An 18,321-nucleotide genomic window follows, 5' to 3' on the forward strand; every position below is an offset into this window, starting at 1 on the left:
TCCATCAGGGGGCCTTTGCCCCTTGAGTTTTCTTTAATTTAACGCATTCAAACGATCCACTAATCCACTGAGACGACGTGTCGGTGTCCGTATCGCATGACTCAATACCGCATCGCTGCAATACAGTGTTAAGCGCTGGCGGGCGCGGGTTATTGCGGTATAGACCAATTCACGGGTTAACACCGGCATAGCGGTATTAGGTAAGACAAATGCCGTATGTTCAAACTCCGACCCTTGAGATTTATGGACCGTCATAGCATAAGCAGTTTCATGACTGGGAAGACGGCTAGGTTGCACCGATTTTATATTGCCATCTGGCAACTGAAAATGTACCCGTAGCTCCCTCTCAGCATCATATAAAGCGATACCAATATCACCATTGAACAGGCCAAGAGCGCTGTCATTAAGCCCAATCATCACCGGCCGACCGACATACCAGCGGCCAGATGGCCCCGGCGTACGTTCAATCAACCTTTTACGATGTAAAAGCTGCTCAATTCGCTCATTTAGCCCACTGACACCAAATGGCCCGGTTCGCAGTGCACACAGCAGTTGATAACGGCCAAAGGCCGCCAGTACATCACCGGCATCTGCCCCTGTTACTGCCAATTGGAGATAATGCTGATAGCCAGAAGCACACTCTTCCAGCAGCACCTGATAATCATCCGAATCGGCCAGAGAGAAATGTTCAACATCTGAATATGCACCGTTTAATACTGATAATGCATCCCGATACCTCCCCGCATTAACCGCCAAAGCGAGTTGCCCAATGCCAGATTTTTCATCAAAACGATAGCTCTTACGCAACAAACACAAACTATCGCGAACATTGACCTTGTCCGTGGGCACTTCACCAATAGGTATATTACCGGTCAATGAGTATCCGGTTAGCCGCGCTAACTGCTCAGCACGGGGTTCGCTGTAACCCAATTCAGCAAAACGGCAAATATCGCCTAATACCGCACCAGCCTCAACTGAAGCCAGTTGGTCACGATCGCCGAGAAAAATAACCTGCGCTTTGGTGGGCAATGCTGCAATTAACCGCGCCATCATGGGTAAATCCACCATAGACGCTTCATCGACTACCAGTACATCAAGGTTTAGTGGATTGCCGCGATGATAACGCAAGCGCTGGCTGTTCGGTTGAGCCCCCAGTAAACGGTGCAAAGTGGACGCCTGATCGGGGAATAACGTGCGCTCAGCATCAGTCAGTGAGATCTGCCGAATTGCGTTACTCAGTGACTCGGTCAACCGTGCGGCGGCCTTGCCGGTTGGCGCGGCAAGCTGGATACGTAGACGCTGCCCTTGGCTAAGCTGTATCAGCGCGGTTAATAACTTTGCCACGGTGGTCGTTTTCCCCGTACCCGGCCCACCGGAAATCACTGAGATACGGCGGGTAGCAGCAACGGCTGCGGCCATTTTCTGCCAGTCAACTTCAGTACCGGCCAGACCAAAAAGGCGATCCAGTGTTTCTCTTAATAAGGTTTCGTTTACCTCTCTGGTTTCATTAACAAATGAAGCCGTATTGTCACTGGCAATAAACCTGACCACATCCCCTTCGTATTGCCACATCCGTTGCAGGTATAAACGTTCATTTTGTAAAACCAACGGAGTTGGTTGTGAGCCATCACTGACTGCCGGAGCGTTATTTAACGCCTGTATCCAACGCGACAGGTCAGGAGCACCAGCAGCTTGCCACAGTGCTTGAGATAAACCCGGTTGCCGCCCGCCAAACAACTGATCTGGCTGCAAATAGCTTAATGGCAGGCATACATGCCCGGCCCCCGCTTCTGCGCTGAGAATAACTGCAGCCAATTGCAGCATTGGGGCATCATCGCCGGCTATCATGCGTGAGAACTGAACATCCAGTGGGCGTAGTAAGTGGTCACGGACAGCTTGATCCAGTAGCGCCATCATATTGATGAACCTTCATCTGTGTGGGCAACGCCGCTGTTGTCATTAGGACGCGGGTCTGTTCCATGGCCACTGAATAAATGGTCCATCCCTTCAATCAAGCCAAACTCAGGGCGGCAGCTAAAGATGCCATTACCCGCATGTCGTTTATCAACACCACGCAAGAAGAGATAAATGACACCGCCAAAATCACGTTGATAGTCATAATTACCCAACCGATGACGTAAGTAGCGGTGCAATGCCAAAGTATAAAGCTGATATTGCAGATCATAGCGGTGTTCAGCCATGGCTTGAGCCATCGCATCGTAGGTGTAGGCGCTACTGTCTTCACCCAGCCAGTTAGATTTGTAATCCAATAAATAATACTTACCCTGCCAGCAGAAAACCACGTCGATAAACCCCTTAAGCATCCCTCTGACTTGCTGAAAATCCAGTACCGGACATTGACGAGAGAGCGGATCATAGTGCTTGATTAAGGTATCTAATTCGCCTGCACGTAGCAGGGTATCGATGGGCAGATAAAATTGTAATTCCGCCTGCTTGCTCTCTGGCTTCAACCCCGCCAGGGTGGCACCCGCCTCATTAAGGGGGACCTGTACAATATCATTTAGCCACTGATACAACATTGGCGACCATTGCTCACCAAAACCCTGTTGTTGTAATTGTTCTGTCAGCCAATCCGGTTCGATGGCTTGGCTAAAATCCAAAGGTTCAAGTAGATCATGTAGGAAAGTACCCGGTGCCGCGCCACGAGGGAAAGTATGGGGGGTTAAATCAGCATCCGTTATTAATGCCTGCTCACCGACAGCATCTGTGTCCAGCCGTGGCAATAACTCCTGTAGAGGCACATTCAAAACCTGCGGGATGCCGCCTTTAGCAGAACCATGCTGTTGTAGGCCGGAGTAGCTGGTAACACGCCAATAATCGTGTATTTGTCGGTTAAACTGACGCGCAGCAAGCTCTGGCAAGATTTCCGACTGCGGCTGCCAAGGTGTATCATCGGGGCGAAGTGCCAGTGAAACAGCAATATCACCGTCCGCTGATGCCATTAATTCTGCTAATTTGTCGGCCAGATATTGTGCATCTCCAGCGTGGCCCTGTTGCACCAGATAGCCTAACGCGCTGTGATGCATGTCACTTTCGCCCTGTTTTTTCCGCCCGCCTTTAATCAGCGGCGCGATACCAATGCTGCAATGATAAACCGCACGGGTCAGCGCAACGTAAAGTAACCGTAAGTCCTCCGCCAGCCGCTCTTCTTCTGCCAAAGCCTGACTCTCTTCATCGGCATTCAGATCAAGCAATGCCTCAAAGCTGTGGCGATCGTGGTACAGCACGTCCTGCTGCTGGCGAAAATTGCCCACAAAAGGTAGCCAAACCAACGGATATTCCAGCCCTTTCGACTTATGGATGGTAATAACCTGTACCAGATGGCGATCACTTTCCAAACGCAATTGTTGGTTATCTGACTGATGATTTGGCTGGGCTATTTGTTGTGCCAACCAGCGGATTAGTGCGTGCTCACTATCGAGTTGTGACGCAGCCTCTTGCAATAGCTCCCCCAAATGCAGCACATCGGTCAGCCGACGTTCTCCACCCGGTGTCGCCAGCAGATTTTCCGCTAAATGGCGGTGAGCCATTATCTCCCGCAGCATAGGGAGCACGCCACGGCGCTGCCAATGTTGGCGATAGCCATCGAATTCATCGACCAGAACATCCCACGCGCGCTCATCGTGATTCAGCTCATCCAACATTTTTGCATCCAGCCCTAGCATCCCTGTGGCCATAGCACTGCGCAATGCTCGCTCCTGCTCCGGAGCCAGAACTGCCTGCAATAACCACAGCAGATCTTTGGCTTCTGCGGTATCAAACACGCTGTCACGATTGGATAGATAAACCGACGGAATGGCCAATGCACTAAGAGCATCACGCACTAATGCGGCCTCTGCGCGGCTGCGTACCAGTATGGTGATATCAGATGCCTGAACGGGTCTGGAGCCTGTCGCGGTCACTAATTGAGCCAATCCATTCTGACCGGCAGTTAACCAGTCCCGTATTTGGGCGGCACACTGTCGAGCCATCAACTGTTGGTATTCACTAACCCCAACACCATCCCCCGGTTGTAACCAAAAGGATATAGCGGGTTGTTTCTTCCCATTAATTTCAAAAGATAGACAGCTATTTTTCTCAGCAGCAGCCACATTTATAAAGGGGATCTGTTCAAACAGGAAAGGGACTTCAACCAAATTAAAGAGTCGGTTCACTGATTGCACCATCGGGAAAGAGGAGCGCCAGTTTGTCTCTAATGTGTAGTGGGCACTTACTTCTGAACGCGCACGGATATAGGTAAAAATATCCGCACCACGGAAAGCATAAATAGCCTGTTTGGGGTCACCAATCAGTAACAGGCCGCACTCTCCTTGTCCGCCATAAAGCGCGTGGAAAATACGGTATTGCTGCGGGTCGGTATCCTGAAACTCATCAATCATTGCTACGGGATAACGGGTGCGAATAGATTTAGCCAACAGCTCACCACCCGGTTGCTGTAACGCCGCATCCAGTTTGCTGAGCAGGTCATCAAACCCCAACTCCGCCCGTTGCCGTTTTTCCTGCTGAACGGAAGTTCGTATCTCGCTAATCGCTCGGGCTAAAATCAGATCTCTTAGCGTCAAAGGTTGCTCGAATATGCGGTCTATCGCACTGAACAGAGCATGTTGTGGTGCCACACCCTTTTTAGTCTTTTCAAATAATACCGACTGGCGAAACTTTTCTAGTTCTTTGGGTAACTGATAATCACCCGTTTCCTGCTCTGCCCATATACCAACTTTTTCCAGCCAATTAGGTAAATAGCGGGTACTGTAGCTGCGTTTATCAACACCAGACCTACTGATTAAGTCCTCTAACTCAGGCGCTGCCGCACGCCATTGCGCTTTGACCGCGTCAATTTGCACGATTATCTGCTGATGGCGACTGAGTATTGTTTCATCATCACCGGGAGTCTGGCGAAATTTGGGGGTTTCACCTTGCAAATAAGCAGAAAGGTCTTTGAGCAACGCTTCAGGCCCACTCCATTCTTGGCTGATAGCCCGTGCAACCGCTAACGGGAGCGGATAACAATGACGCCGCCAGAAATCAGCGCAAGCTTGCCGACGCAATGGCAGTTCATCCTGCACTAATGTTTGCTCGAATAAGATGCCAGATTCAAAAGCATTATTAGCCAGCATTCTCTGACAAAAACCGTGAATGGTATAAATTGCCGCTTCATCCATCTGCCGTTCAGCGGCTAAAAGCTGTGCTGCGGCCTCTTTCAGATCAATGATTTCGGCTAATAGAGCCTTATGCATTGGATCATTGCTGACTCCCCGCACGCAAGCGATACGCAACCCATGAATATTGTCGCGAATTCGCCCTCTTAACTCTTCGGTTGCTGCCTCGGTAAAGGTCACCACAAGGATTTCCTCTACCATCAGGGGGCGACTAAACGCAGCCTCCCCGCCCAAGCCAAGCAGTAATCTCAGATAAAGAACCCCGATGGTAAACGTTTTACCGGTACCGGCGGAGGCTTCAATCAACCTCTCGCCATAGAGGGGTAACGTCAGCGGCTCCAACCGCTGGGGAGTCATTGGTGTCATGGAGCCAATACCTTCTGCGGCAAGGTAGCCTGTAAGGCAGAAGTTGTTGGATACGTGGTCCATCCTTTAAGAACCGCATACCCACCTGTTGTTTGCCCCTGGCCTTTAACCTGAGAAAGCAGCGCCAAACCTTGTGGTTTAATCACCGCTTGTTGGAAGAAATTGGCCAATGCGGTGTTAGTCAGCAACTTCACCTGAGTAATCATTTTCTCACGGCTATCAAACGCAAAATTATTACGATTGAAATCATTGCTGTAACGGCTGGCCTCTTCATCCAGTGTTTGTGGCCGTTGCAGTAATTGGTTGATTAACCCTTGTTTATATTGTTCAAAATCAGCCGACTTCATTTCACGCAGGCGCTTTTCAGCCTGTGGATAGAAGGCAAGATATCGCTGATAAAGATAATCAGGCTGTTTACTGTTACTTTGCAGTAAGAAGCCTAAGCCCCACTGACGCCCAACCGACATCGGGAAGGCAAATACCGCATAGCCGAGCTGTTCTTCCGTCCGCAATTTATCATAGAACCACGGTTGAACAATTTGCCCCAGCAAAGCACTGTGCGCCATACCATCAATTTCTGTATAACCGGTAGGAACATAGACCGCCGCCAGTGCCGCATCTGAGCTACTACTGAGCCGCTCCATGTTGGCTAACTGAGTCTTATCAACCACCACATCTTCGCCGGTCCACCAAGTAGTACCGGTCAAACTCAATTGTTTTTTCAACGATTCAGCCAATGAGGTAACTTGTTGGGCTGTCATGTTACCGACAGCCAACACTTCGACGGCAGATTGTTTGAGTAAGTTATCGCGATAGGTCACGATATCTTGCACGCTAATCGTATCGAGCAATTCGCGTCGTTCGCTGCGTTCTGAATAAGGGACATGGGATAGCAGCTTAGCTGGCTGAATTGCCAGTTCATAAGCTTTACCCTTCTCGGCAACTTCCAGTTGTTCACGATACCAAGACTTGGCCTGTATCAATTGATCTTCTGTTGGCGTGAAACCGGAGTAACCTTCAACCAGAGAACTTAGCAACTGCGGCATCCGCTGTGTGAAGCCATTTGCACTGACATATAACCCGTTGTTTGGCGCGGTAGAGAAGCTAATCCCGCCAATAGAAGCCTGATAACTCAATTCGTCGAGTGACAGACCTGCCAGATAATCAGTCAGAGCAAAAAGAACCTGATGACGGGCAGTATCCAATGCATGCGGGTTACGGAAAGCAACCGAGATATCGGCTTTCGGTTCCTCTGCAAAATACTGACTTGGCATATAAAACACCCGTAATCCCGGCTGTTCTGCGACTTTCTGCGGTCGGGTAATATTTTTATCTGCTTTGATTAAAGAGAAGTTATCCGGAATATAGGGGTTAAGCGCCGGTAGGCTCAAGCTGATGTCTTTCCCCAGTTGCTGCCATTCTTTCATCTCTTGTGGGCTGATCTTATTGACCTGATAAGGGGCATCGACAAAATAGGCCACTTTGTTGTGAGGTTCTTCAGGGCTGACAAACCAGATACGGGCATTTTCAGGGGTCATTTCAGCCAAACGGGCTGCAATGGCTTTTGGATCATAATGATCGGCCAAATAAGGCGCATCTAGCACATGTGTTACCGGCACCCGCAGCATCATATCCACCAACCACTCGATATAATCCATATCCCGCGTGATAGAGGGATAGCGGAAATCGAGATTCAGTACATGTGCAATTTCATCAAAATAGCTCTTTTTAATGCCATCTTTGTGCAACATATTGATGTAATCAAAGATAGCCGCCACAACCACATCACGTTTAGCCAAACCTTTATCGGTGAGGGATACCGAGATGGAGAACACACCACCATTTCGGTCGACCATTGGGTCAGCACCGGCATTAATTGCCTCTGCCAACCCCTGTTTTTGCAGCCAATCTGACAAGGTATCTTTACTGCGATTACCGATCAAATAACTAATATAGGTATCTGTTTTGCTACGAAACTCTGCACTGTTATTCTCAATGCGGAATTCTACTTTTAACTGCTTACGAGGTTGCGCCGGAACATAGTGAATAATGATACCGGTTTGATCCGCTGTTACAGCGGGTACCGTAATCGGTGGTACTTTTGCATCCCGATTAGGAATTCGACCAAATGTATCAGCCGCTAATTGTGCTAACTGCTCCAAAGACTGGTTGCTATACAGCACACCCACCATCAGATTGGCTGAATAGTAATGATGATAGAAGTTCAGTAGCTCATCATGTAATTTGCCATCAGGCTTATCTTTAAGCGTATCCAGATTCCCCCCCGAGAAACGCGCACTTGGATGAGCCGGATTGAGGGTTTCTGCATTCACCTGCGCCATGCGCATACCGTCACGAGAACGGGCCATGGTTAATTCAGCGTTAACCGCATTACGCTCACGATCGGCATTAATCGGATCTAACAGTGGTTCGGCAATCGCATCGGCCAAGCGCTCAACTGCCGGTGCCAGGGCATCATTTTCAATTTCAAGATAAAAGGCAGTTCGATAAGAAGCAGTGCTCGCGTTATGGCTACCGCCATGTTTCTTCAGAAACTCGGAGAAACTGCCGGGTTCAGGGAAACGTTTAGACCCCATCAGGACCATGTGTTCCAAATAATGGGCTAAGCCAAGCTGGTTATTCGGATCCTCCAGTGAACCGACAGGCAACGCCAGTGCTGCCAAGGACTTAGGCGCTTGCGCATCAGAAACCAATAATACTGTCATGCCGTTAGGCAGCTTTATTGCCTGATATTTACGCAGGTCATGTTCACTTTTGTGAATAGCTTCTGCCAGTGGTTGCCACGCAGGTGCTGCGGCCCAGCTCAGTGGGGCCAGCAAACCTAATAATAAAAATATGCCAATGATGCGGGCAAACTGTTTATGCATTCCGTTTCTCCCTTAACCTCTTAAAATTGCCGCTAAAATAGGTATTCGGCATTCTTGTATTGAATATGTACGAAAACCTAGCTTAATAATAAACCGCTCTCACGCCTTATTATGGCGGGCAATCGGTAATAAATAACGTTCCGTTTCGTGTAATATCATGTCTAGATGTTGGTTATCCATCAGACGCAACACTCTTTGTACGTAGTTATCCTCGCCTTCTCCGGCAACACGTTGATCACCTTGCCAAACCTGCAAAAATTTCATCCGTGCTTTAGCTTGTGTTTCGTCATCCCACAAAATCTGGTCAGATTCGCGATCAAAGCACTGGCTTAGCCATGCCCAACCACTTTTACTCAACAGCAGCAGCGGTTCACACATCCCTTGCTGATACCCGGTGATTAACTGCTGCAAGTATTGTCGAGCTTCATCGCAACCCAAAGAATCGTAGCGCCATGCGGTTCCTTTACGGCCATACATTCGACTTTCGCCCTCCCCCCCTGCGGCGCAATACACCAAATGCTCAATCCACAATAAAAGCCCATCAACTGCCGTCAATGCCGCAGGACGCCAGCGAATTAAACCATCTGCCTGCACCTGATGAATCCAGCCCGTAAGAAGGGTATCGTCAAAGTTAATATTAAGCTCAATGCTATGATGTTCTTTACGTTCAGTACGAATTTGTTCGGCCAACGGCACCATTTCCTCTTGTTGGCTTTCCCAGTAAAGCTCACCGAATGATCCATAAGGCAGGCTACCGGCCGCACGGGCGCGAGTAAACACGGTATTAATATCACCGTTATCGATCAACGTATTGAGTAATTGGGTATTAAATTGGTAACGGTTAAGGTTATCTAAGGTAAATGGCTCTTCATCAGGCAATTCTGTTTCTTCAATAACAAAGTTAACCCCTAAACGTAGCTGGAAGAATGCCCTTACTGGATGACGATAAAAGCGGATTAACTCATCCAGAGTAATTTCAGGTAAGGGTTCAGGCGACAAGGGTTGATTAAACTCTGGGTGTGCCTGTCCTTTGGCTCCAGCAGAGGGTAGCCATTCAGCAGCATAGCTCTGTAATTCACTGTGTTGAATAAAGTTTTCCGCCGCAAATGGCATACGTGCATGCAAGCAGAGTAAATGTTGAACCACCCGCTGGGCGCTATCATCAGCGCTGAGCATTTCATCACCCGGTAGATGGTAGCTTTGTGATATGTATTCAATCAGTTCACTGACCAATACTGAAGGGTAACGTTTACTGTTGTCTTGAATCGAGCGCCCGATATAACTGATATAAAGCTGCTGTTGAGCAGAGAGCAATGCTTCAAGGAACAGATAGCGATCATCGTCACGGCGACTGCGATCCCCACGCCGAACTTGTTTTGCCATCAAATCAAATCCCAGCGGCGGAAGTGTTCGTGGATAAACACCGTCGTTCATACCCAATAAACAAACAACGTTAAATGGGATGGAACGCATAGGCATCAGGGTACAAAAGTTGATTGGCCCAGCCAGAAACCGCTGGCTAATGCGCTCATTGTCTAAACGCGCGGCCAGTTCATCCCGCAGTAGATTAAGCGGTACGATATCCGGATATTGAGCCGCAATACCGTAACTGATCACTTTCTGCCACTGCTGCTCAATGAGTACCAAAACCGCTTCCGTATCATTATCGGGTTCGAAGAAGGTATCCAATAATTGGCGGCATAATGGCAACCATTCGCTAAGCGCTCGGGACTCACTTAATTGCTGCCGCCATTGGCTCAGTTGCATCAACATGTCAGCTAATTGCCCAGCGAGAACCGCCGCCAAACCACTTGATTCATCATACGGCAGGACACCTTGCCAATCCCCGGCGCTGCTATCCATGGCATAACCCAGTAACATGCGGGTGATACCGAAATGCCAGGTATGCTGGCCTGTCGCGGGTAAGGATAGCTCCCGCACATTGTCATCATCTAACCCCCAGCGAATACCCGATTCCCCAACCCATTGCCGTAAACGGCGCAATCCATCTTCGGTAATACCAAATTTATTCGCTAAAGCAGGCACCTCCAGTAGTGCTAATACCTGTTCAGAAGTAAAGCGGCTCTGGGGTAAATCCAGTAAGGTAATAAAAGCCTGTAACGCCGGATGGGCCTGACTGGCCTTACGGTCTGAAATCGCGAAGGGTAAATAACGTTCCCCCGTTGCATTACCAAATGTGGCCTGAATATAGGGGGTATAGCTGTCAATATCTGCCACCATCACAATGATGTCGCGTGGGGTAAGTTCAGGGGAGGCAGCTAATAATCTCAGCAGGTTATCTTGTAAGACCTCAACTTCCCGTTGGGGGCTGTGGCAAACATGCAGGCTTAGAGATCGATCCGTGGGATCTAATAACCGTTTTTGATCACTACTGGCTAATGTTTCCGGTGTGGTGCCAATAATGGCGTGGTCTTCCAGCTCCAACATATCGTGCTGAATAGCATGTAGTAGATTATCTGGCTCGATATCGACAAAGGCATGAACCTCTTGAATATCATCAACCTGAGACAATAAATACATATGATCCCGCCCTAACCGACCCCATGAGGCTAAGAGCGGGTTACTGAGTTCTTGTTCACCCTCTGCATTAAATAGCTGTTCGGCTTGCTCTGGGTGGCGAAACAGATTCACTTCAATCGATTCACGATAATGTCTGCGTTTGCGGCTTTGTAATTTGGCGAGAAAGGCATAGTCCTGAATATCGCCCCAGAAGTAGCGACAGGGGTTGGTAAACATTAAATGAATATCAATGTGCTTACCCAGTGCTTGCAGTGCCTGTAAATAGATCGGAGGTAATGCCGATATACCGCAAATAAATACCCGCTTTGGTAGCCCGACTGGGCAAACATCGGATTCGAGTAGTGTACGAATAAAACGCTGATAGAGATTGGCTCGATGCCATTCGGGTTGTTCCAACTCGCGAGTATAACGTGTCAGTTCGCCCCATAATTTGGCTTGCCACAACTGGGCCTCATCCAGATTATCAATTAATTGCCCCCGTTCCCAGCTAGCTAGCCATTCCGGGCGATACACCAAATACTGGTCAAAAAGGTCAGCAACCCGTGCTGCAAGTTGGTGAATTTTACGCTTATCGCTATCGTCACTTAAATAGCGTTTCATGGGGGAAAATACCGGATCATCCAGTAAATCCGGTAGCAACCACATGAGCTTCCATGTCATGGCATCTTTGCTGAATGCACTTTCTTTTGGGATCCCAGGCAACACACGGGTAAACATGTCCCAGATAAAGGTCGCGGGCAATGGAAACTCAATATTGGCTGCAATGCTGAATTGTTGTGCCAGTTGCATTTGTAACCATTGGGCCATACCGGGGCTTTGAACCAGTACCACTTCTTGCTGGAAAGGGTTATCCAACGGCTCTCGTTCTATCAGCGCAGTCGTTAGCGCTTTGAGTAAATCCAGTTGATTAGAATGATAAACCGTGAACATGATGACTCCCTTAAGGCACGGTGGAAAATATCCATAAATAATTAAACCAATTTATTATTACTTGTGGATAAATCCTGAGGTTTAATACTTTAACTTGATAATGAGTCAACGCCAATTACCTTGGGTATATTTGCATACTTACTCTCTCACATAGCAAAACCAGCGACTTAATTCTGCGCTATAGTCTTGCTGAATAGTGAGAGTAAAATTAAATTCAGTGCACTCCCCATCAGTTCTACCAATAGACTGCCGGTACTGCCAACCAGGTTTCATTTCAGCATGGCGCGGCCTTTCCGGTAGTCCGTCAACCACACTTTCAATATGCTGATGAAGCAGTGTCCAAGCTTGACGCCGTTGCCACAGAGATGAAAACCCCTGCAAAAGGGCCTGATGGTATTGCAGCAAACCCAGTAGTGAGACGGAGAAGAATAGCGCCGCAATCAATGCTTCAGGTAAGCTAAATCCGTACTGATAACACGGGTGGCGCTTAATACCCCGCCTTACTGCGAGTTGCCAGTATCGAGTTCTGGTGATTAATAAATACAAAACTGTTCATCCTTATCCGGGCAGAAATCCAGCCAACCGTTAGGCACTTTAGCCAATTGGTAGCGGTTCTCACTCCCGGCGACTGCATCCATTCTGACCCGTTGATAAAGCATCAAAGGTGAGTTCTGCCCAACGGGACGGTTCTCCCCTCTAAGGATAAAAGAATCAGCCAAAGATGACGGTTTAATACAGGCGGTTAAGCCATATTCCTGATGCGCCATACACTGCCATGCTGAACCAGCCTGCCCAGGCTCCGTCAGTACCCAACGCTGGCTGCCCCCCCAATTTAATGATGAAGCTGCCTGCTGGTATGCGCGCAAATGCTGCTGTTCCTCAATTGTAATTTGGTGAATATTATCTAACTGACGTTGCAAGGCCGACAACGCGAACAAACCGAGTGCAAAAAGTGTCATGACCACAACCAATGAGCTGCTACCACGCTGCTGTTGCTGACTCACAAATTATTACCACGCACGATATTCGTTATCTGATGACTAATAGCAGGGTTACCTGTTTTTTGCCCTACCAAGCGAATGCTGAAAAACTTGTCTGATGTTTGCCAGGATACATATTTGACTGAAAAATGCGTTACGGTCACATCTTGTGGGTCAAATAATCTTTCCCACCCCTTGCCATCACAATTCAATTCACCGCGTTGCCCTTCCAATGCTTTATTACGCAGACGGTAACCAAAATACTCAGACTCTTGATGTTTCGCGCCCTCCCATCGGCCATTACGATTGAGGTCATAAGCCACGATCAAACAAGAATCCGCAGTTTCTCGCTGATAATTACCGGTGGTCACAGCCTTGCCCTGACACTCTCCATGGCAAAAACCTGCTCTTTGTAGATCCTTTTCCAATACAGCCATCACCTGCCTCATGACCAATTCCAGACGATAGTGTTGTTGTAATATCGATACCTGCTTGAGTAATTTGGGAAAAACCTGAGTGGCACTCAACACGATCAAACTGCCAATACTCAATGCCAGCATCACTTCTGGCAGAGAAAAACCCGTAGCTGGCGTTTTACCTGTTCCGACGACTATTAACATAAATGAATACCGGAAAGTGATTGCCCCTCGCTACACAACCTCATCCGCCCTCGGCCAGAGATAACCAGGTGTATTCGCCCCGCCGGATTACTGAGTAGGATGTTGCCTGCTTGTGCCGTATTTCTCACCCCATAGAAACCGATTTCTTTTTGCATCGAAATTGAGATAGCAATATCAGAATAAGGGGGAATAAACACGGTACCTGTTTGTGCCGAACAAGGGGCTACCGGCTTATCTCCGCTGCCTAAACACCCTTGCCCGTGCGGTTGCGCCCATAATAATGCGGTGCGGTTATTGCGATTAGTCTGCGCTTGTAAGTGAGTTAAGAAGCCCAGTAATTGACGTGCACTATCAGCCAGCCTTTCCCGTTGGCGATAATGATGCCAATTTGGTGCTGCCCATACAGCCATACAACCGACCAGAACAATGACCAACAACAGTTCAATAAGGCTGATACCTTGTTGTTTGATAAGAGAACACTTACAGATAAGAGGTGTTCTCTTTGATCTTATATTCGTTTCCATGCTGCGAGTTTACGCGGCTGGAATTTGAGGTCTAGTGGCTAATTATCAGGGCTGGAAACGGGGCGCAAAATTTTATTAACGCCGACATAAATGCAAAAAAGAGTGCGGCACGGCTCGCATTTTTATGGCAGGGAAGATGCTGGTAATAGAGAATAGGTTGGTCATGACGCTGATCGGAGCCATTGCGGCTCCGATCAGAACTAGATAGCAATCGGCGCTTTAATGCCTGGGTGAGGGTCGTAGCCTTCAATTTCAAAATCGTCGAAACGATAATCAAATAATGAAGCAGGTTTACGTTTGATAATCAGTTGCGGCAATGCCCGCGGCTCACGGTTTAATTGCAGATTTGTCTGCTCAATATGGTTGCTGTACAGGTGTGTATCGCCACCGGTCCAGACAAAATCACCCACCTGTAAATCACATTGTTGCGCCATCATATGCACCAGTAGCGCATAGCTGGCAATGTTAAATGGCAAGCCGAGGAACACATCACAAGAACGTTGATATAGCTGACAAGAAAGCCGGCCATCTGCAACATAGAACTGGAAGAAAGCATGGCACGGTGCCAGCGCCATTTGGTCCAGCTCACCGACATTCCACGCAGAAACAATGATACGACGTGAGTCTGGATCTTGTTGGAGCTGTTCAACAACCTTGCTCAGTTGGTCAATCTGGCGGCCATCGGCAGCACCCCAGGCACGCCATTGCTTGCCATATACCGGACCAAGGTCACCGTTCTCGTCAGCCCATTCATTCCAGATTGAGACATTATTTTCCTTCAAATAGGCGATATTGGTATCACCATTGAGGAACCATAACAGCTCATGAATAATTGAGCGCAAGTGGCAGCGTTTGGTGGTTACCAATGGGAAGCCATCTTGTAAATTGAAACGCATCTGATGCCCGAAAATCGACACCGTACCGGTACCGGTACGGTCAGCTTTAGGGGTGCCTTCTTCCAGCACTTTTTTCATCAAATCCAGATACTGTTTCATGTTACCTCACGAAAGTTGTTGCACAGGGCGACGATACGCCCAAATCATCATAATGATGCCGGCCAAAATCATAGGCACAGATAATATCTGTCCCATGCTGATCACGCCGTCGAACAAGCCGAGTTGAGCATCTGGCTGGCGGAAGCATTCCACGATAATACGAAACGCACCATAACCAATCAGGAACAGGCCCGATACACTGCCCATCGGGCGCGGCTTGCGGATAAATAAATTCAGGATGATAAACAACACCACCCCTTCAAGGATCATTTCATACAGTTGTGAAGGATGACGTGGCAATACACCATATTGGTTGAATATCGCCTGCCATTTAGCCGGATCAGCGGCCACGATCGCAATATCTTCACCTCGAGAGGTTGGGAATAGCATCGCCCATGGCGCATCGGTAGTGACACGGCCCCATAGCTCACCATTGATAAAGTTACCCAAACGACCGGCACCCAAGCCAAAAGGAATCAGAGGAGCAATAAAATCAGCAACCTGGAAGAAATTGCGCTTGGTGCGGCGGGCAAACCACAGCATCACACAGATAACGCCAATCAAACCACCGTGGAATGACATACCGCCATCCCATACCTTAAACAGATACAGCGGATTATCGAGAAACATCGGTAGGTTATAGAACAGAACATAACCCACTCGCCCACCGACAAACACCCCAAGGAACCCGGCGTACAGCAGGTTTTCAACTTCTTCTTTGGTCCAACCGCTGCCGGGCTTATTTGCCCGACGAACCGCCAACCACATGGCGAAGACAAAACCCACCAAGTACATCAGGCCATACCAATGAAGGGAAACCGGGCCAATTGAAAAAATGACCGGATCAAACTTAGGAAACGCCAGATAGCTATTGCTCATCGATCACCACGAAATGTCTTTTGTTTTAAGAAAATAACTTGTTTTGAGAAAATTATTGTTCTGCCCGTTTAGGGCTATAGGTAGCGCATAATAGCATAGGCCAAGGGTTGTCTGGGACTCCCTCAGGAAAAGTTCTGTAAAGCAAAAACACGCTATCCAACTGTGTTACTTGCCTCCCCTAATCAACCCACCTAAACCACGGCGTTCCATAAATGCGGCGGTTAAATGACGCACATCCGTAGTCATTTGGGCGCTCAATACTCGTTCGGCCAATGCTGTCGCATCCGCTAAATCGATATTGCGCAGCAGGTATTTAATTCGCGCCACACTGCGACCGTTCATACTGAGATTGCGATAACCCAGCCCGACCAGCAACAACGCGCCCATCGGGTCACCGGCCATTTCACCACATAAACTTACGTGTAAACCGGATTGTGTCGCCTGTGTCAAGATGTGGCTAAGCACTTGCAGCATCGCCGGGTGCAGGCTGTCATACAGTGAAGCGACGCGAGTATTGTTACGATCCACTGCCAGTAAATATTGGGTCAGATCGTTGGTGCCAACCGAGATAAAATCGACCCGCGATTTCAAGTAGGGCAACATAAAGATCATCGCAGGCACTTCGATCATCACACCCAGTTTTGGCTGTGGCAGTTCATACCCCAGAACTTCTTGCACTTCGCGCCCGGCGCGGTCAATCAAGCGTTTTGCTTCATCGACTTCTTCCAGACTGGTAATCATCGGCAATAAAATACCGAGGTTACCGGTTCCGGCATTGGCCCGGAGCATTGCTCTGACCTGGATCAGAAAAATCTCTGGCTGATCCAGCGTTACACGGATACCGCGCCAGCCCAGACAAGGGTTCTCTTCGCTGATGGGCATGTACGGCAGTTGTTTATCGGCACCAATATCCAAAGTACGTAAGGTCACGGGCTTGTTAGGATAAAGCTGTAACATGCCTTGATATTGCGCAACTTGTTCTTCTTCCGATGGGAAACCACTTTGCAACATAAAAGGAATTTCTGTGCGGTAGAGACCAACACCATCAACCCGCCCGCCCAGTAATTGTTCATGTTCCGGGCTAAGACCCGCATTCAACATTACCTGGATCCGTTCACCACTTTTCAGTGCCGCAGGCTGTTCGACATCGTCTTCAGCCAGTTTGCTGAGTTCAATCTCTTCAGTGACCAGCCGTTGATACTCTTTGACTAACAGCGGCTCAGGATCAACCAGCACCTCGCCACGGTAACCATCAACAATCAACAGCCGCTGATTAAGCAACGCTGGCTGAATATCCGCGCCCATCACTGTCGGGATACCCATAGCTCGCACCAAAATGGCAGCATGAGAGTTAGCAGCACCATCACGGACCACGACACCGGCCAGGCGATCTTGTGGCACCTCGGCTAATAGTGTGGCGGTTAGTTCGTCGGCAACCAGAATAAAACGCTCAGGCCATTGGCTGGCCCCGGAAGTACTGTCGTCGAGGTGGAACAACAAACGTTGGCCTAATGCCCGCAGATCACTGGCACGCTCGCGCATATAGGTGTCTTGCAGAGTGGCAAATTGCGCGGCAAATTGTTCCACCACCTGTTTAACCGCCCATTCCGCCACAGAACCGGCGTCAATTTGTGCGAAAAGCTCACGCTTCAGACGGGCATCATTTAACAAGTGGGAATAGAGATCGAAAATTGCCGCGCTCTCTTTTTGTGAGCTGGCGGCAAAGCGCTTGCTGAAGCGACGGAACTCAGCCGCAGCTTCTTCTAATGCCTGGGTCAGGCGCTCACGTTCTTGAACAGTATCGAGCGTCGAGGCTTCATAAACCAGATCAAGGGAAGGCTGCGAGGTGTCCTGCCAAGCTTCAGCGACAGCCACACCAGGGGCCGCTGCCAAAGCGCGAATTCGTGTTTGACGATATTGGCCAAAAATCGCATTCAGTTGCGATTGAGATAGGATCCCCGCCAGTTGCGTGGCCAGCGTGACCATGAACGACTCTTCGCTCTCATCAAACTGACGATGTTCACATTGCTGAACCACCAGCACGCCAAGCAACTGGCGACGATAGATAATAGGCACCCCGAGAAACGCGCGAAAGCGATCCTCTTTGACGTGCGGAACATATTTAAAACTAGGATGACTCTGAGCATCAGCCAAGTTAATGGGTTCGGCCAAACGCCCCACCAGCCCGACGATACCTTCATCAAAAGCCAGCGTAATGGTGCGACCACGAGGTTTTTTCAAACCCCGTGTCGCCATCAAGTAGTAACAACGGCGGTCATTGTCTGCCAGATAAATCGAGCAAACTTCCGTGTCCATCGCCAGACAGGTTTCATTGACCAACAGCTCTAACGCATCCGTTAGGCTGGTTGCCATCGCCACTTTCTCTACTATTTCTCGCAAACGCGTGAGCATAATCGGCTT

11 protein-coding genes are annotated in these 18,321 nt (G+C 48.8%); all 11 read right to left on the reverse strand.

All coding sequences use genetic code 11. From position 1 onward, the window contains the following. Nucleotides 1-33: 33 nt before the first annotated feature. The 11 genes from recD to ptsP all read right to left on the reverse strand — a co-directional run bounded on the left by recD (nt 34) and on the right by ptsP (nt 18,312). Nucleotides 34-1,917 (reverse strand): exodeoxyribonuclease V subunit alpha, encoded by a 1,884-nt coding sequence (gene recD, locus AEP37_RS06875; RefSeq protein ID WP_049611789.1) that lies wholly within the window; start codon nt 1,915-1,917, stop codon nt 34-36. Continuing rightward, nucleotides 1,914-5,543 carry an exodeoxyribonuclease V subunit beta gene (gene recB, locus AEP37_RS06880; RefSeq protein ID WP_049611791.1) on the reverse strand — a complete coding sequence of 1,210 codons (3,630 nt, stop codon included), beginning with the start codon at nt 5,541-5,543 and terminating at the stop codon, nt 1,914-1,916. Before recB ends, recD begins: the two co-directional genes overlap by 4 nt. Further along, nucleotides 5,540-8,431 carry a pitrilysin gene (gene ptrA / locus AEP37_RS06885; protein ID WP_049611792.1) on the reverse strand — a complete coding sequence of 964 codons (2,892 nt, stop codon included), beginning with the start codon at nt 8,429-8,431 and terminating at the stop codon, nt 5,540-5,542. The genes recB and ptrA overlap by 4 nt, the downstream gene beginning before the upstream one ends. A 99-nt stretch (nt 8,432-8,530) precedes the next feature. Further along, nucleotides 8,531-11,902, reverse strand: a complete 3,372-nt coding sequence (recC, locus tag AEP37_RS06890) for an exodeoxyribonuclease V subunit gamma (protein WP_049611794.1) — start codon at nt 11,900-11,902, stop codon at nt 8,531-8,533. Between the two features lie 138 nt (nt 11,903-12,040). Next, nucleotides 12,041-12,394 (reverse strand): prepilin-type N-terminal cleavage/methylation domain-containing protein, encoded by a 354-nt coding sequence (locus tag AEP37_RS06895; RefSeq protein ID WP_049611882.1) that lies wholly within the window; start codon nt 12,392-12,394, stop codon nt 12,041-12,043. Nucleotides 12,395-12,435: 41 nt separating this feature from the next. Further along, nucleotides 12,436-12,906: a YgdB family protein gene (locus tag AEP37_RS06900; RefSeq protein WP_049611795.1), complete on the reverse strand. Its 471-nt coding sequence runs from the start codon at nt 12,904-12,906 to the stop codon at nt 12,436-12,438. Next, nucleotides 12,903-13,502, reverse strand: coding sequence for a prepilin peptidase-dependent protein (locus tag AEP37_RS06905; protein WP_049611796.1), 600 nt, complete (start codon nt 13,500-13,502; stop codon nt 12,903-12,905). Before AEP37_RS06905 ends, AEP37_RS06900 begins: the two co-directional genes overlap by 4 nt. Further along, a complete protein-coding gene (locus AEP37_RS06910; RefSeq protein ID WP_049611797.1) occupies nt 13,496-14,026 on the reverse strand; it encodes a prepilin peptidase-dependent protein in 531 nt (176 codons plus the stop codon). The genes AEP37_RS06905 and AEP37_RS06910 overlap by 7 nt, the downstream gene beginning before the upstream one ends. 200 nt (nt 14,027-14,226) lie before the next feature. Then, the gene (thyA, locus tag AEP37_RS06915) at nt 14,227-15,021 is read right to left on the reverse strand and encodes a thymidylate synthase (protein WP_049611798.1); all 795 of its coding nucleotides are present in this window, start codon (nt 15,019-15,021) and stop codon (nt 14,227-14,229) included. Nucleotides 15,022-15,027: 6 nt separating this feature from the next. Continuing rightward, nucleotides 15,028-15,900, reverse strand: a complete 873-nt coding sequence (gene lgt / locus AEP37_RS06920) for a prolipoprotein diacylglyceryl transferase (protein ID WP_049611799.1) — start codon at nt 15,898-15,900, stop codon at nt 15,028-15,030. A gap of 165 nt (nt 15,901-16,065) precedes the next feature. Continuing rightward, nucleotides 16,066-18,312 (reverse strand): phosphoenolpyruvate--protein phosphotransferase, encoded by a 2,247-nt coding sequence (ptsP, locus tag AEP37_RS06925; protein ID WP_049611801.1) that lies wholly within the window; start codon nt 18,310-18,312, stop codon nt 16,066-16,068. Between the last annotated feature and the right edge of the window lie 9 nt (nt 18,313-18,321).

Source organism: Yersinia pekkanenii (assembly GCF_001152565.1).
GTDB classification, from domain to species: domain Bacteria; phylum Pseudomonadota; class Gammaproteobacteria; order Enterobacterales; family Enterobacteriaceae; genus Yersinia; species Yersinia pekkanenii.

Coding starts and splice junctions, on each gene's coding strand:
- recD (WP_049611789.1), bottom strand. CDS start 1,917: ATGATGGCGCTACTGGATCAAGCTGTCCGTGACCACTTACTACGCCCA.
- recB (WP_049611791.1), bottom strand. CDS start 5,543: ATGACACCAATGACTCCCCAGCGGTTGGAGCCGCTGACGTTACCCCTC.
- ptrA (WP_049611792.1), bottom strand. CDS start 8,431: ATGCATAAACAGTTTGCCCGCATCATTGGCATATTTTTATTATTAGGT.
- recC (WP_049611794.1), bottom strand. CDS start 11,902: ATGTTCACGGTTTATCATTCTAATCAACTGGATTTACTCAAAGCGCTA.
- AEP37_RS06905 (WP_049611796.1), bottom strand. CDS start 13,502: ATGTTAATAGTCGTCGGAACAGGTAAAACGCCAGCTACGGGTTTTTCT.
- AEP37_RS06910 (WP_049611797.1), bottom strand. CDS start 14,026: ATGGAAACGAATATAAGATCAAAGAGAACACCTCTTATCTGTAAGTGT.
- thyA (WP_049611798.1), bottom strand. CDS start 15,021: ATGAAACAGTATCTGGATTTGATGAAAAAAGTGCTGGAAGAAGGCACC.
- lgt (WP_049611799.1), bottom strand. CDS start 15,900: ATGAGCAATAGCTATCTGGCGTTTCCTAAGTTTGATCCGGTCATTTTT.
- ptsP (WP_049611801.1), bottom strand. CDS start 18,312: ATGCTCACGCGTTTGCGAGAAATAGTAGAGAAAGTGGCGATGGCAACC.